This is a genomic window from Granulicella sibirica (assembly GCF_004115155.1).
In the GTDB taxonomy this organism is placed as follows: Bacteria; Acidobacteriota; Terriglobia; order Terriglobales; family Acidobacteriaceae; genus Edaphobacter; species Edaphobacter sibiricus.
Window position 1 is genome coordinate 1,932,742 of sequence record NZ_RDSM01000001.1, and the last position, 15,934, is coordinate 1,948,675.

The 15,934-nt window shown below is 54.0% G+C and carries 10 protein-coding genes; 2 read left to right on the top strand and 8 right to left on the bottom strand.

Annotated elements, in window-relative coordinates:
* Positions 1 to 832: 832 nt before the first annotated feature.
* Together GRAN_RS08070 and GRAN_RS08075 are read left to right on the top strand one after the other, a co-directional pair.
* Positions 833 to 3,202, top strand: coding sequence for a hypothetical protein (locus GRAN_RS08070; protein ID WP_128912397.1), 2,370 nt, complete (start codon positions 833 to 835; stop codon positions 3,200 to 3,202).
* A 217-nt stretch (positions 3,203 to 3,419) separates the two neighbouring features.
* Entirely contained in the window at positions 3,420 to 4,322 is a 903-nt protein-coding gene (locus tag GRAN_RS08075) for an undecaprenyl-diphosphate phosphatase (RefSeq protein WP_128912398.1), read from the top strand.
* 501 nt (positions 4,323 to 4,823) lie between these two features.
* On the opposite strand, the gene GRAN_RS08080 is transcribed toward GRAN_RS08075, so the two are convergent.
* The 8 genes from GRAN_RS08080 to GRAN_RS08115 form a co-directional block, all read right to left on the bottom strand.
* A complete protein-coding gene (locus tag GRAN_RS08080; protein ID WP_128912399.1) occupies positions 4,824 to 6,416 on the bottom strand; it encodes an FAD-dependent oxidoreductase in 1,593 nt (530 codons plus the stop codon).
* Positions 6,417 to 6,544: 128 nt separating this feature from the next.
* The gene (locus tag GRAN_RS08085) at positions 6,545 to 7,621 is read right to left on the bottom strand and encodes a glycosyltransferase family 4 protein (RefSeq protein ID WP_128912400.1); all 1,077 of its coding nucleotides are present in this window, start codon (positions 7,619 to 7,621) and stop codon (positions 6,545 to 6,547) included.
* Positions 7,622 to 7,657: 36 nt separating this feature from the next.
* A complete protein-coding gene (locus tag GRAN_RS08090; RefSeq protein ID WP_241654488.1) occupies positions 7,658 to 8,986 on the bottom strand; it encodes an oligosaccharide flippase family protein in 1,329 nt (442 codons plus the stop codon).
* Between the two features lie 385 nt (positions 8,987 to 9,371).
* Complete coding sequence (locus tag GRAN_RS08095; RefSeq protein ID WP_128912402.1) at positions 9,372 to 10,559, bottom strand: glycosyltransferase family 4 protein; 1,188 nt, start codon at positions 10,557 to 10,559, stop codon at positions 9,372 to 9,374.
* Positions 10,560 to 10,631: 72 nt separating this feature from the next.
* Positions 10,632 to 11,288 (bottom strand): polysaccharide biosynthesis/export family protein, encoded by a 657-nt coding sequence (locus GRAN_RS08100; RefSeq protein ID WP_128912403.1) that lies wholly within the window; start codon positions 11,286 to 11,288, stop codon positions 10,632 to 10,634.
* Between the two features lie 2 nt (positions 11,289 to 11,290).
* On the bottom strand, positions 11,291 to 11,926 hold the full coding sequence (locus GRAN_RS08105; protein WP_128912404.1) for a P-loop NTPase family protein: 636 nt from the start codon (positions 11,924 to 11,926) through the stop codon (positions 11,291 to 11,293).
* Positions 11,927 to 11,954: 28 nt separating this feature from the next.
* Complete coding sequence (locus GRAN_RS08110; protein WP_128912405.1) at positions 11,955 to 13,487, bottom strand: GumC family protein; 1,533 nt, start codon at positions 13,485 to 13,487, stop codon at positions 11,955 to 11,957.
* A 1,254-nt stretch (positions 13,488 to 14,741) separates the two neighbouring features.
* Positions 14,742 to 15,443, bottom strand: a complete 702-nt coding sequence (locus GRAN_RS08115; RefSeq protein WP_150133257.1) for a hypothetical protein — start codon at positions 15,441 to 15,443, stop codon at positions 14,742 to 14,744.
* Positions 15,444 to 15,934 lie beyond the last annotated feature (491 nt).

A 15,934-nucleotide genomic window follows, 5' to 3' on the forward strand; every position in this document is an offset into this window, starting at 1 on the left:
AACTGAGTCATCCCTAAGCTTCGTCCAGCTCCAGGCAGAGTACTTCGCCTTCCACGGATAGAAGGTCGGAGCGGATCAATCACCTGCATCCCGCAACCCCGCCCCGCGCGAAAGGCTCGGACGCGTTATGCCGATGGCAGCCAGCTTGAGATCGGGATTGATGCCGCTGAACGGCTGTTGCGAGCCGCCTCTCTTGGGCGTGAGAGCTGTTATTTGGCGGATCAAATGATGGACGAGAGGTAGCGGCCGCTTTAATCTCCTTCTGCTCGGTTCAGCCAAATTTACTTGGCTCGACCCTGAGCTGTATCTGCTAGAGATCCCGTATACATCGCATATCTGTCCACCTGGAAAAGTTTCAACTCCGTGCTGAAGCATGACTCTTGCCGAAGCTATAGGCACGTTACAAAAGTCGTCGAGCGGGTTGGATGGAAAGCTATTTGAGTGGATATGTCTGCAAATGCCAAGATAACGCAGGTAATCATCACTCTTAGTTTCCTTTGTCAAGTTTGCAGCTTTCGAGTGATAGGGATACCCCCAAGGGGCAATTCCCGTATGCGCTCGCTCCTGCAATCCTCGTCCTATGAAAAACTTATACCGTAATAACCCTGTTGTACTTGGCTTCTCATTGAATAAATCAGGCAACTCTGCAAATACGGATAAAGTTCAGGCAATATCGAGAACTTCCGGGAACTTGCAAAGGATGGCCCTAACCTCTAGAGCGGAATCCATCCTTAGGAACATCTTCGGCAGCCTGCCTACCTTCGAAGCTTCTCGGAGTGCGGTTTTCAATTCTCTTCTTCCCGTCATGTTCCTCTTGGGCCTTTGCTCGAACGTGGCCCACGCTGCAACGACCTATTATGTCGATAGCAGGAATGGGTCAGACGAATGGGCCGGCACGACCCCAGCGAGGGCTTTCAAAACCATCGCTAAGATCAACACCCTCACACCTCTTCTCAAGCCTGGGGACCAGGTTCTGCTCCACGCTGGATATAGGTATACGGATGATTACATCCGCTGCGAAAGCCTCGTGAGCGCGTCCGCGACCACTACCCTCACGAATACTCCGCCAACCTGCTCGGGAAATGCGAGTGCTCCTGTTACCTTTGGGCGTTTCGCCGGTGGACCTGACCCCATCATCGATGCCGCCGATCCACTGACAGACCTTGTCTGGAGATCGCTTGGCAACGGCGTGTATTCGACGCAACTCACTACTGCTCCACAGAAGCTTTATATCGACAAATTGAGCCAGACCCCACAACTCATGCCCGTCCCGAACTATGTCGGCACTTATAACTCGCGAGGGACGACGACCTATCAGCCTTGGGATTCAGTCCTCGATTCTTCTACCGGTCTTTATCAGATGAATGGCGGCAATACACCGCAGGCGGCGACACTCAATGTGCTGGGTCTCGGCGGAGTGTGGGTTAGCCCGTACGCAGGCGCGTCGGCACCTGGCGGCGTGATGTCACAGGTGTTTGCTCCGACCAATACCGGGATACAGAACGTGGAGGCAATCGGCGGTGGATCTGTTTACTTTTCACTGTACGGCGGGGTGGGCTACCCAGCGAGCTTCAGCTTTACTTCTTCCGGCGGCGGTTCAGTTGGCGGGGTCGCTTGCTCGGTGAAGGGAACGGTCAACTCCGTCAGCGGAGTTCCGGTGAACCAGATCACCTATACCGTCAATCACGGATGCAGCACAATTCCTAAGATTTCTGTAACGGGAGCAACCGGGAGCGGACTGAAATTCTATGGCCGGCTCGACGGTGGAAGCTTCTACTATGCGACGACGTCACAGAATGGCGCTTTGGCTAATGAACTCTACGTCCATCTAGCTGATGGCAGCAACCCGGCTAACCACACTTTTTACGCGACACACCGGTCCTATGGCGTGCTGCTGCGCGGCGTAAATTACGTCAACGTGACGCATATCCAGTTTGCTCACCAACTCAAGAGCGGCATCCTTTCTTTCCCTTACGCTAGTTCCAACCTGGCGGGCAAGTACTGGACGAACGAGTACATTACCATCTCTTATCCTACCTGCTGGAACACTGGCGACACCGTCAGCGACACACTGGGCTGGGCCGGCGGCACAAGCAGAACGGCTAACCTGGAGGCTTGCGTCGTACTTCGGGCATCTGGCGACACGAACCCCCATCTTGTCCGCGGAGATTCCATTTCAGATGGCTGGTCTGGGCTGATTGATACGTACTATGGCCGCAACGACGCTAACCACGCAAACTTCGAGCTCGCCGGACTTGATGGGACAAAGACGGTGGGTGGAGTAACCACCAATTATCCTGTTATCCAGTACAGCTATGGAAGCAGCCACAACACAGCTTGCATTCGCTTCGGTGGTGTTGGCCTCTCGAGGGATGTGTCTTATCTAGGCAAGGGTGGCATCGTCAGCAACAACGAGTGCACAGACAACGCAAGCGGAAACATATTCTTCGGAGCGACGGCCGGAGGACGGGTCTCCCATAACTTTGTCCACGATAGTTTGGGCGAAGGAATTCAGGCGGGAGGCTTTTCAACAAGTGTTGCTGACGCAACCTCTTACGAGGCTCAAGTCTTTGACCACAACATCATCACCAACCTGGGATACAGCGCGACGTTGACTTTGTACAACGGAATCGATATCAACAACGGCTACGAGGGCGCTGCATATCCTTACGCGAAGGACATGCACGTCATCAACAACACGATCGTGAACACATCAGCATCCTGCATGACGATGGAGATGAATGTCGTCTCGACTCACGTGCATGATAATGCCTGTGTTCAGGCGGCGAGCTACTTCCCTACAGGATGGGTTTGCCCAAACTGCATCACGACAACTAACAACGCTGCTGGAATCTTTGCTCGGTTGGCCTCGCTGCAGTATTCCGCGCCGATGGACTGGCATAACAATGCCTGGCAGAATCAAGGTGGTTCTGTAGCTTCGTGGGTGATCTATAACGTGCAGAATGTCGGTTCCAATCGAGGTACCTGTGGGGCGATCAATGGGTTCCTCCGGAAGGTCGACACTGCCGCTCCGGGTGACCCCAACTCCTTCTGCACTGCGACGCCGGGCTTCAGCAATGTTACCGCTGAGGACTTCAGGCTGACCGCATCGTCCCCGCTGAGGGCTGCAGGTTCAGGCGGGAGTGACATCGGCGCTCTGTCCTATGCGTCGCCCATGTTCACGGTCGGTCCCAGAATCTAGGGCTGCTCGTCAAGGTGGTCGGCTACAATCAAATAGCAATGTTCGCGAAGAACCGGCCAAACTCAACCAAGTTTGGCCGGTTCGCACGTAGAACGAGTGGCAGGACATCCATAAGCGGGATTGTGCCACGGGACATCGGATGCCGGTCGATGCGCCCGGTCGGAATAGATAAGCAAAGCAGACAGTTGGGATGCTGGTAGCGTTTTAGGATAGGAAGATGCCAACTCTACTGCAGATCGTGATACTCGCCCTGGTGCAAGGGCTCACGGAACTATTGCCGGTTTCAAGCTCGGCACATGTCATCTTGCTCGAGAGTTTGATGGGGCTCGACCCGGGATCCCCCAGCATGTCACTGTTACTTGTGATGCTGCATACGGGAACCATGTTTTCGGTAATCGTGTACTTCTGGAAGCGTTGGAAGCAGACATACTTTCGAAGCTCAGAGGAGTTTGGACAAATCTTCTTGAGGGTCTTCATCGCAACCTTGCTTACGGGCGCCGTGGGCTATCCCCTGAAGCACTACATCGAGACCGAATTTGTCTTTGGTCGAGGCAAGCAGACCGTCGAACAGCTTTTCGGGCGTCTCGACCTGATTGCTCCCGCTCTTTTTTGCGGAGGGTTGCTGAGTTGTATCGCGGGGCTATTTGAGCCAATCTATCGCCGTCAGCAAAAGACGTTCGAATACGTTCAAGTATCGAAGGAGTTGTCCGCGTGGCAGGCAGCGGTGATTGGTGCGGTGCAGGGGTTGTCGCTCCCATTTCGAGGCTTTTCCCGATCCGGCTCCACCATTTCGACGGGAATGCTCATTGGTGTCAAACGAAAGCAGGCGGAGAGCTTCAGTTTTGCCCTTGCGGTCGTGTTGACTCCTCCGGTAGTTGTCTATGAGATTCTACGGTTGGTCAAAACAACCCAGAAAGCTGCACTTTCGGGAACGCCTGTTTCGTTATCCGGACCTCTCGTTTTGGGCGTTCTTGGAATGAGCCTGTCGTTTTTGTCAGGCCTGGGGGCGCTGAGGTGGCTTGAGAAGTGGCTTGAGGGAGGCATGTGGCTTTTGTTCGGCACCTACTGCCTTTTTATGTCGGGAGCAATTTATTTCATTAAGACAAACTACCTTTACTGATACCCGTGGCAGCCAGCGTTGCCGAGCTTCCCTTTAAATAGCTGAATGCTCACCTTCCAAGGGAAGCTACGCAACTGAGGTGGTCTCCACCCCCGATACATTTGAGTGTGATGTTTCCGGGTCCTCGCACGCCAGCGGTTTGCCCCGGTTTCAAGGTGAGTGCTCCCCCTGGAATAATGAAGAGGCAGCCGGGTGGATCAGACGTATTGTTCGCATCCGAAGTTGCGGAAACGCACTTTATAGCCTCGGCTCCGATAATGGCAGTAGTGTCGTTTTGTATGCCAGGTTTGGGAGGGCGGCTTGCCGACAGCCCGTCGGCAGCGAGCAGGGGATGGCACGTTAGCATCGCTAGAACGGCCGCAATGAAGATCGAAGGGGCCAAACTGCAAAGCTCTTTCATGAGAGACCGAGCCTTTAGCCGTCGGCCGAAAGCAGCCCTCTCGAAAGGATATTGCCTATCGATGCTGTTGCTGGTTTTGGTCATAACTGACAGATCTCCATTTATGAGAGGAGTACTTGCAGATGATCGCAGAGCTTCATCGTGGTCGCGAGTAAGGTTAGGGTGCTGTTAGCATGCCCCCCCGTCGAAAATACAGAGCTTCCCGCGACGTAGAGGTCATCTACTCCGTGTATCTTTGCATTTCGGTCGACGACCCCCTGCATAGGATCGTCGGACATTCGAGTTGTACACATGTGGTGTGGCCCGCCTGCAAGTGAATCCGGCCAGCCCCCATCACGCAGCCATTCGGCCTCGTGAACGTCCCCGAGTCCTAAGCGTGAAAACTCCGACTTGGTCGTCTCAATGAGAAGGCGGAAGGAGCGGTGATCAATTTCACTCGTGTGCCAATCCAGAACCGATTTCCGCATTCCTAGCTGATCGAGGTCGTTGCCAATTCGAATTCGACTCTCCGGGATAGGCGCCTGCTCTGCGCGGGCATATAGGACAAAGGATTTCGGCTTGCCAATCGGCCGCGTTCCATATCTCATCCTGCGGTATGTGTCTGGAAGTGCCACATGCGGTTGACTCAGCATGCTAACGGCGCTCTTGACGGATTTCGCGCCAACCTTCCGATTGACGATATCGCTCCACAGATCTTTGGCCGCCTTCCAGACATAGTTTGCGTCGTACACGGCGTCAATGGAGATACTCGCATTAAGGGTTTTATGCTTCTCTTGAGCGACAGGGGAAAGCGTCATTCCCGGGCGGGCGTGGGATCTCCCAAGATTCCACCAATGCGCATAGTCTGTCAGCTTGCTGCCCGACTCCGGAATCGTCACCGTGGCGCATTCCGCCTGTAGATGCTCATTAAAAAATCGCCCTACCAGGTCGTGCTGGTTGCCGACGCCTGCCGGCATTTTATCGTTGGAGACGAGCAGCATCCGGACGTTCTCGATGCCACCGCATGCCAGCACAAAGCATTTAGCCTGCACTCTACCTGTACGCCCATCAAGAGTTTTCGTTTGCACCCAACTCATTCGATTTGCGTTTTCGTCCAACTTCAAACCAACAACATTGGCGTGCAGGTAGACAGTAATGTTCGTTGCCTGCTCCAGGTCTGTATGGAATTTCTTCGCGAATCGGATGTGTTTGTTCCCATACCGATTATTCATCTGCCAAAAGTGCGACCAAAGAAGATCTCCGTTCAGCGGAAGAGCCTTTTTTCCTATGGTGTCCCACATTTTGGCATCGTAGCCGTATGGCCCAATGCCGCACAGATCATGTGCTCTGCGGAAATACGGATCCATCTCTGCCTCAGGGAAGGGCCAGCCGCTGTACGGCACCCAGCTTCGCTCACGAAAATCGATCTCAGTCATTGGTGTGCACATGCCACCCCAGCAGTTCGTGCTCCCACCAAAGAAACGTGACCGGCAATGGTCCAGCGTCTCGTAATACGGCTCGCCGACGCTATCGCCCTCGTAGAGGGCTTGAAGCTGTGGATCAAGCTTATAGCCGCCGCTCTCGAGAAGGGCTACGGTCGTCTTTGATCCCGCAAAATGGCGAGCGATGGCAATGCCTGCCGCGCCAGCTCCGATGACACACAGATCGACCTCGATGGGCTGGGAGACGTCCCGGGTCCGATAGTCAACAATCATGCAACCTCTCTATCCATCCTGGATATGGTGATTCATCCTGTTGCTGTCGAGTGCCTTGTGGAGGGTCGCCGAAGATGACAGAAGCATGTCATTCTCCTGCTCGCCGGCGTTCCTAGCCGCGCCATTCTTTATCGATTGATGTCTGACCGCACAACTTCCCGGTAGACATCCATCACTTCTTCAGTCATACGAGCGACGGTGAATCGTTCAAGACCTATCCCGGCTCTTCGTCGCCATTCCTGGCGAAGATTATCATCTTGAAGGAGACTGAGGATTGCCTCTGCCAGGTCCTTCGGTGACTGGGCGGGTACGAGAATGCCAGCTTCTCCGCCGTCGAGAGCTTCCGGGATTCCATCCACATCGGAGGCTACGATGGCGCACCCCGCCTCACGCGCCTCGGCAAGGACCAGCCCGAATGAGTCCCTTCGCGAGGCGAGCACAAAAACGTCACTGCTTATCATGAGTCTCTGAGGGTTTGGAGTAAAACCGAGAAAATGGATGCGGTCGCGCATGGGGGAGTCTGCGGCTTGCTGCTCGAACAGGGGCTTCTCTGGTCCTATACCTGCGAGGTATAGATGTGCCTCGCTCAACTGCGCTCCCACGATTTCAAACGCTTGGATGAGTTCTGAGATCCCCTTGCGGTGACTCATTCCCGCCACTGTAAGAATGGCTGGCCGAAGAAGTGGTTCTGGCACCTGATCGGAAATCTTTGGGACGCGAGGACTTCGGACTGTTCCATTCAGTACTGTCCGCAGTTTCGTTGCCGGCACACCCAGGTCAAGCATGCTTTGCTGGACCGATGCGCTCACGGTAATCAATCGGTCTGCCCAGCTCATGCGGTGCGCTGACCTATCGTGCACATTGTGCAGGTGACCGATCATGGGAATACCATAAAGCTTCGTCCACGGAATCACAAGAAGCAGGGCCGTCTGCATGTGAGCATGGACGACATCCGGCTTGAACTCCCGCAGGACTTGTCGCGACTTGAAGCTTGCCGGCAAGAGATTTGCGAGGGTCTGCTCTTGCATATTCTTAAAAACCTCCACTCCAAAGGAGCGGAGCATCGTCTCATATCCGCCGTCAGGACCAGTGAGAAAGGCCACGGTATGTCCGGCCTTCTTCTGCTCGATCGCGACGTCGACCGCGAGGTTGACGATGCCATTTCCAAAACTAGAGAGCCTGTTCAAGATGTGAAGAATACGCATACAGAGCCTCGCACTCGTTACCAACCGAAGCGGTATTTAGGGTTTCTGGGTCGATCGCTTGAGGCTACGAACGAGTGAGGTGTAGTCATCCATTCTGGGTCGAAGGTCAGGGACCCGGATTTTAAGATATATGGGAAAACCTGCACAAATAAAGCAGAGACGTGCGGTTGTTGAGATGAGCAAAGCATAAGCGGCTCCGGTAATGCCGAAGCGTGGAATCAGCAAGAGCATGAGAGGTACGCTGAATCCAAGGCCGATGCCCTGAAGAATGGAGACGGTGCCCGGGCGGTCGAGCGCCATAAACGCCTGTGCCAGGATGAAGACAAGACCCGACATGGTGACTTCAAGGAGAAGGATTCGGAGGCATCCTGCCGCACTGGTGTAATCCTTTCCGTAGAAGATCCTTAGCAGACCAGGACCGATTACTCCGATAGAAAATGTCGCACATGCCGTGATCGTAAGACTGACGCGTGCCGCTCTGCCCGTGAGTTCCCGGATACGCTCCGTACTTTGGCCGGTCGCCTTTGGGAACAACACGGCGGTGACAGCATTCTGAAAGACATTTGCCATCCGCGACAGGCTCAGCATAACGACATATAGTCCCATGTCAGCCGCCGTGAGGAGGCTAACGACAAGAACCTGATCGACCTGCAAGGAAAGGGTACCGAGAAGGTCTATCCAATAAGAACGGACGCCATAGCTGAGAAGGAGTTTACAGCCTGACTTTGATATTCGAGCCGCTGGGTCAAAGTAGGGAAACACGCGCACGGCCAGCAATGCTGCGACGGGGAAGATCGCGATGATGTAGCACAGGCCGGCACCGAGTACCGTAACGCGGTGAAGAGCCACCAGAAACAAGAGTGCGATCAAGGTGGTCAGCGGGCTCAAACTTTGAGCCAGATTGGACGCGCCAAACTCACCGTGAGATTCCAGAATTGCGCGACCGACGAAGGTCAAGGAGCAAATGGGCGTAATGACCAGTAGCCACTGCGCATCCCGAATCACCCAATGCGGGTACTTGCTGATGAACTCGGGCATCAGCACCGCACCAATGATGGCGGTGACGACGCCCAGCACACCTGCCATCACAAGACCGCTTGTGATGAGGTCGCCTCTCCGGTCCGGCCTTGACCGGAGGAAATATACAAGCGAACTTGGGATGCCGAAGGTCGTGAGTTGGGCGAGGAACAAAGACCAGAGGATCATGGCCGCAAGCTCTCCGCGTCCCGCAGGTTGCAAGAGCCTTGCCGTCAAGATGCCCGTTGCGGCATTGATAACTTGAATGAGGAGGCGTGCTCCGACGGTCTGTACGACAGCCCTGGTTCCTCCGCCCTTTGCCTGCGTGGAAATCCGCTCGGGAGACAAGGGGGTAGGTATGGGCGGATTCGACGAAACCTCTGGGGTAGTCATGTTCGCTCTGCGCCTTAGCACGATCAGTTGTCTATATGCTTCTATTGTCAGCATCGCCCCTTGGCCAAAAAGCTCTCAAGAGAGGATTTGACTTCGGAGGGAGATCAGCCGAAGCGCAGAGGGTCGGGAGCGATGCCTTCGTCTACGAAAAGATCCACGTGCCTCATGGATGGCGAGTATTGAACTCTGGAGAGACTTCCTCGCCGCAGGGAGCTGGACGTTATAACGGGTACCTTCCTAGTCTGAGGGTTTCGAAGTTCGTCGTCAAGGACACAGGGCTAAGCGAAGACACTTTAGCCGGTGCTAAAGGACTATTGCCGGATCAGGGAGCGGAGAGTCTTCACCCTGCGAGCAGCTCTTTATAGAGCTCTTCTACCTTCCGTGTCGTTATCTCGGAACCGTACCTTTGGAGTGCCTCCTTTTGTCCGCGTTCAGCCACGATTTGTGCAGCTTTGGGGTTGTTCAAAATATGCATGATGGCACCTGCTAATGCCGTTGCGTTGTTTCGCGGGACGAGGAAGCCTGTTACCCCATCCTCGACAATTTCAGATGGGCCTCCGCCTTCCGTCGCAATGACGGGCTTTCCTGCGGCCATCCCTTGCACAATCACCTGGCCGAAGGGCTCCGGGATGGTTGAAGCGTGAACAACTATATCCAGACCGGAGACATAGTCTGGGATATCGCGTCTGAACCCGGCGAAGGTCACTTGGCGGCTCAAACCGAGCGTCGCCGCCATGTCGTGGAGTTGTTTTTCGAACTCAAGCTCTTCAAATAACGGGCCGCCGACGATATGGTAATGAGCGTTCGGAAAGAACTCATGGACTATACCGGCACTGCGTAGGAATACATCTTGCCCCTTCCATGCGCATATGCGTCCGATGATTCCGATTTGGATTGGGTTTGCAGCTGAGGACTGTTCAAGTGTGAAATGCTCCCTTTTCTTCGAATCCACGAAGGGCTTTAGATCGATGCCAGAACTGATCACCACGCCTACGGTCTCGCTGCCCAGGTGAAGGCTTTCAAGCGTCGAACGGGAATTCGCGATCAGGGCATTTGGGAGCAGTTGGCAGGCTATCCGGAACAGAGCGACGACTGAGGATGGTAGGTAGTCTTCACTTATCCGGTCGCGAATGTGCCAGATCTGAGGAATCCGGCTGTATGCCGCAACGATGCCCGTAAGTACGTCGGCCTTTAGGGAATTGGAGTGGATGAGCCGAGGGCGCAGTTTCCGAACGAGCCTAGAGAAGGAATGGAGATAGCGAAGAGCTATCACAAGCTTCGTCCATAGAAATCCAGGACTCGACAGATCATCTCTACGAGCTTTCAGAATCTCATCCGGAAGAGCGAGCACGTGTGTCTCTGCCAGACCCTCTAACTCCTGAATCAGCGGGCCATCCGAGAGCAGAAGTACAACGGGGTCGAAGAGCGATCGGTCCAACTCGCGCAGAAGCGCTAGTAAAGCGAGTTCACCACCGCCTAAGACTGCAGTGTGGTCTACAAAAAGAACACGCCGACGCTGATCAGGCAAGGGCTGGGACCTTAGTCAAAGAGAAAGCGAATCTATGAGAACCTAACAAGGGAATGATTGAAAGGCGAGGCACTAGCGAAACCCAGCGTATACAGCCGTATTGAGGGGTCCGTTAATAAGGGAAAACACCTGAATCGTCTTGGTGAGCTTACTCTTCGGTATGTAAATAATATCCCCGTTGCTTAGCGCCATGTCCTTTTCAAATATCTTCTGAGAGCCAACATCCTTGAGGTTTAGTACATGAACTTCGGGAGTGGGAGTATTTGCTCCATGGATCAGGACAACCTGAGATTCCTTACCCGTAATCCTGCTTCCGCCTCCAATCATCAGGCCCTGCAGCACGGTTAGATTGTCGCGAAGCTCATACTTTGAGGGAGCGTACGCTTCGCCCGCCACAACGAAATATGGATGCTGAAAATCTAACAGAGTCAGGACTACGGCAGAATTCTTCAAGCGATCAGACGCGCTTTGCTCGATAAGGGTCTTTGCCTGCACGAGTGTCTTACCCGCAAGGAGTACGTCTCCGCCCACCCTGAGGTTAACGAAACCATCAGGCTGGATGGTGGTCGTTGTGTTCAGTTCCGGAGTATAGGTGTATTCAATGCTGAGTTGGTCACCTGAATGCAGCTGATAACGCTCCCTTGGCTGCAGCTGCTGAGAGACGGCCTGCAAAGTGCAGGCGGCTAGGATTACCATGATGATGGATGGGCGTCCGATTAGTCGTGACATAGCTAACTCCGAAACCAGCGGTAGATTAGATCAGGGATGGGGTATGTTCGCCGATTCAAGACACAGCCTTTAAGTTCACCGCCAGCGAGAGATAGAACTTGCAGTGCCCGCTCTATCTGAGCTTTCGTGCTGCGGTCAGCCTGCACGACGAGAACGACTCCATCGATTAGATGCCCAAGGCGAGCAATGTCGTGGGAGCTAAGGAGATCCCCTGCGTCTACGAGCACCGCATCAAAATGCTGGCGCAGAAGCTGAATCAAAGCGCGGGCAAACCGAGGGTCAGAGTCCCACGCAGAGCCGACCAACGGCTTTCTCTCTGAAGCAATTACCCTAAAAAAACTGCTCTGCTCTCTACCCCAGCATAGATCTGGCTGCGCAAGATCTTCCGGCACCAATTGGCGGAAGTCGTCTGTGCTGGCCAGCAGTATCTTTCTACCAGGCTGGCGAGCAAACTCGCGCGCAACGAGCAATGAAATTGTCGACGCCCCTTCTCCATGCTGCACTGAGGTTACAGCGTAGACGCTTGAGACTTCCACTTCATTTGACGCTTCACGAAACAGTGAGCCGACGAGCTTGGGTATCTGAGATTCATGGTACGAGTGCAAGGACTGCCGATTATGTGTCTTTCGTTTTTTCATGACCTATCCTTGGCACGATCGGAATCCATCAAATTGGTACATTGCCTGTCTGAGCCGGCGCCAAACCCGTTCGCGATTCGGGACCCCACGCTGACAACAACCCATCCAAGCCCGCAGCATCAGGCACAGTAGCTAAGACTGGTACCCCCGAGAGCGACTCAAGCTCTTTCGGGGTCAAAATTGTGGACCGAGTTGTCTCGAGTAGGAGCAGAGCGGAAGCACACAGGAAGATTCCGGTAACGCCACCTAGAGCCATATTGATGATCATTCGCGGCTTGACATGCTGTCGCGAGAAGGTAGGTTGCTGGGCCACCGCGATATTTCCGAATTGTCCGGCGTCAAGCAGGTCTTCGAGGCGCGCGGCATCACGCTTCGTGGAAATGCTTTGATTCATATCGCGAAGCTCTGATACCTCGCGTTCCAATTGATTGTTTTCCGGAGTGATCTGTTGGAGCTGCGTAAGGCGCTTTCGGTAGTCGTCTTCCTGGGCGTGATACGCACGTAGACTCTCAACCAGGCCCGCGCGCTGCACCAGAAGTGTCTCCAACTGCTGCCTAAGGGATAGAACCGCAGGGTTGTTATCGGTTGTTTGAGTGGCGTCGTTCTCGCGCATCTCTTTGAGGGCATCTTCCGAGGTCTTGATTTGCGCATCGAGCTCCACGATAAGACGGTCATCCGCCTTGAAGTTTTCGGCAAGGTGGACGCGGCGGGTTTTGAGATCGGTAATGCTTGCAATGAGGTTTTGAATACCTTGCGGATTTGGGGTCGTGACGATTGCCGTCGTGATTCTGCCCTCGATGCTCCGTAGGCGGCTGGTCACACTCGTTATCTGACCTGTCACAGATTGAAGCTGAGCCTGCTCTGCAAGGGCGGTCACGTCTAGAGCATGCAGACCTTCATCCAGCTCCGTCTTCTCTTTGTCAAGGTCGACGTACTTGTTCGTGCTTTGAAAGTCCGCAAGTTGCTGCTCAGCAGCTTTCATCCGCTGGACATAGGAGTTGGACTCTTCTTTGAAGAAGCTGAAAGTTCCGGCGGGCCTGCTCAACTGGACATGCTTATCCAGGTAGGTTCGCTCTAGCTCACGCAGCACCTGCTGCGCAGCCTCGGGAGTCACATCTGTATAGGTAATCGTAAAGACGGCCGACTTCTTTACTGGCTCGAAGTCGAGACGGTTAACCATGCGTCCGACAGCTCTAGCCATTTCCTTACTTCCGGGGGCCGGTGCCGGCGCCTCGTCTGGAAGCAGCTTGCTGCGAAAGAGGACTAAATTTTCCATCAGGTCCGTGTCTGACAGAAGCTCGATCTCTGAATTAACCCTTGTATCCGTATCGGAACTTGCGCTGCTTTGTGGCTGAGTAGTATTTTCTTTCGCGGAGCTGACCGCCTCAATGTCGCGCGTGTTCTGCGCTACGACCTTCATCTCCGATGCGTACTGTTTCTTCATGATGAGGGTAATGGCCAGCGTCAAAAGAAGCGTGCCAAAAAAGAGCCAGAGCAACAGAGTTCGATGCCTAAACAGCCCACCGATCAGATTCAAGACTCCTTGCTGATTGTTGTTCATGGTCTCCTCATTCTGGACTACTCAACTCAACCGATCTCAGTGCTCTGCCCGAGTCTTCACGCTTTACGACTTATGACGGCTCTCTCTGCATGAGTCCAGATTCGGAGCCCGCCTGTAGATCGACCGTTCAAGGTCCTACCAAACCCCTATCAACATAAAGAAGCTTAGGACATTACATCGAATCCTCAAGGTCTGGCTTTGAGGTAGCCTACCATAATCACAGTACGATCGCGACAAAAGAACTTGGCGGGATGTTCTTCCCGGCGAACAGTAGTTTGTCTCTGGAGCTTGGCGGTTTTGCGCATGTTCGAGTCACTCAACTGAATTCTTCTCGTGAGAACTCATACTCAGAATCAATTCTGCGTAAAGGTAAAGGGCTGAAGGTCACCGTTGCTGCACGATCCGGAGGAGCCTGAGATTGCTCCTGAGGTTACGGAGATTGTTTTTGCAGCCAAGTCTGACGTCCCGGTTAGAGTCACAATCTGGTTATCGTCGGTCAGTATCGAGATCTGTACCTGACTTCCGATGACTGTGCTCCCGTCACCTTGCAAGACACCTTTGGAGAAACAAGAGAAGCCCGAAAAAGTCGCCGTCCCGCTTACGGGCGAGAAGCCTTTGCCGTTACCGGAGGTCGATTGGGTCACGGCCATCGAGATGCTTTGCGGGGTCACAGCGGAAGGAAATGCGCCCGTATACGAGCCACTGAGAGGCGAGTACTTGCTTCCAGTGATTGCTCCGGTTGCTCCGCTGGAGCATCCCCCGTTTACGACGTACGTTCCAGTAAATTGATCGGCCGTCGTGTTTTCCGTACCGGTGATCGTGACAAATTGACCGCTGTCGGAAAATGACCGAAGGGAGACTGCCGATGTGTTTACAGTGCCGGACAAGGGTAGCGTTTCTTCCCCGATAAAACAGCTTCCTGGGACAAGCTGGAAGACAGCTGTCGTGGCGTGGCTTGTTCCTGCAGCACCAGCGCTTTCATTGATGAAGCCAGCGAGGCTTGAGAACGTTGTCTGTGCCGTGCTCGTTGCTGTCATCTGCCAGTTGCCTGTCATGTAGGCATAGGCGGGATCGGGCGTTCCAGGGCCTGTCGTTACTTCGCTGCCAACTGTACCGCCGCAACCTAGGACGCACTCGAAAACTAAGACTGCCAGTAAGGGCAGGAAGGGTTTATAGGGCAAATGCATCGGACCAGCTCTCTCGGTTAGCGATTCTGAGTATCTTGGGGAGGACGATAGAATTAAGGCAATCTTGTCATTTTGTTACCAATGCTGCAGGACCGTAGCTTCCTGCACAAGCACCGCCTGTGACTTGGATCGAGGATAACGAAAGCGTGTCGGCCGACTTGTCAATGGTGCCGATCAGCGTTACTTGTGAACTCTTGCCTTCGTTCGTATTTAGGACCAACGTAGTCGATGAACCCGAGATATAGCTGACGCCCCCAGCGACAAGTGAACCCTTGGTAAAACACGAAAAACCAGAGAAGGTGGCTGATCCGGTCATGAGGAAGATGCCGCTGCCCGTGCCTCCGGCCTGGGTAACGGAAAGGCCTATGCCCTTGGTCGCATCGTTCTGAGTGTCTCCCGCATAGGTACCGGTCAGGTTGTTATAGCGAGTACCGGTAAGAGTGCCCGTGTCACCATCAGCGCAGCCACCCTTTACCGAATACGTCCCTGACAGGGTGTCCCCGGCTTCATCCTTTTGCGCGGTGACTGTAAGGACTTGGTTGTTGACCTCAAAGGAGGTCAAGCTCACTAGCGGTTGCTCAACATTTCCGAGCAACTGAACGGCACCGGCGCCTGAAAAACAGCCGGTCGAGGCGACGAGAAAGGAAGCGGTTGTCTGGTGAGCTGCCGCGGCAACGTTAATTTCGAACACATAACCCGAAAGCGAACTAAAGGGAGAGATCCCCATGGTGGGTGTCGCGTTGAGCTGCCAGTTGCCCGACATGTTCACATACGGATCCGTCGCAGGAGCGGTGGGGGTGGTCGTGGTGCCCCCGGAGCTTCCGGATGTGTTGGACACTGCGCAACCGGCAACACCAACTACAATGATCGACAGAAGTAACGGGAAGGAGTACCCCTTAACGATGTTACCTAAGCCCTGGCCCTTATTTCGGTTGAATTTCATATGACAAAGTGGTACTGGGTCCTCAAGTAGAAGAGATATGCCTTCATAAGAGGAATGTAAACGTCACTAAAGTTGTATCTAAGGTGCTCTTTTGAGCAGGTAAAAAAGTCGTTCTGAAGAAGCCCTCAAATTTGCTTCAGCCAGTACGGTAAACGTTTCCGGGAAGGACGCCGTAGATCAAACGGCGTGGAACTCTAGGTGAACTGCTTTAGGAGACGGGTCGTCGCCGGATCCTGCTCGGAAGACAGAACGTGGCGCCAAGCGATGACGTCAAAAAAAACCTGAGGAGCGGCTGCTGGCTGGATCGAGGACCTGAA

Excerpts from the sequence above, each read along its gene's own strand:
- GRAN_RS08075 (WP_128912398.1), top strand. The coding sequence starts at position 3,420 with ATGCCAACTCTACTGCAGATCGTGATACTCGCCCTGGTGCAAGGGCTC.
- GRAN_RS08080 (WP_128912399.1), bottom strand. The coding sequence starts at position 6,416 with ATGATTGTTGACTATCGGACCCGGGACGTCTCCCAGCCCATCGAGGTC.
- GRAN_RS08085 (WP_128912400.1), bottom strand. The coding sequence starts at position 7,621 with ATGCGTATTCTTCACATCTTGAACAGGCTCTCTAGTTTTGGAAATGGC.
- GRAN_RS08100 (WP_128912403.1), bottom strand. The coding sequence starts at position 11,288 with ATGTCACGACTAATCGGACGCCCATCCATCATCATGGTAATCCTAGCC.
- GRAN_RS08105 (WP_128912404.1), bottom strand. The coding sequence starts at position 11,926 with ATGAAAAAACGAAAGACACATAATCGGCAGTCCTTGCACTCGTACCAT.
- GRAN_RS08110 (WP_128912405.1), bottom strand. The coding sequence starts at position 13,487 with ATGAACAACAATCAGCAAGGAGTCTTGAATCTGATCGGTGGGCTGTTT.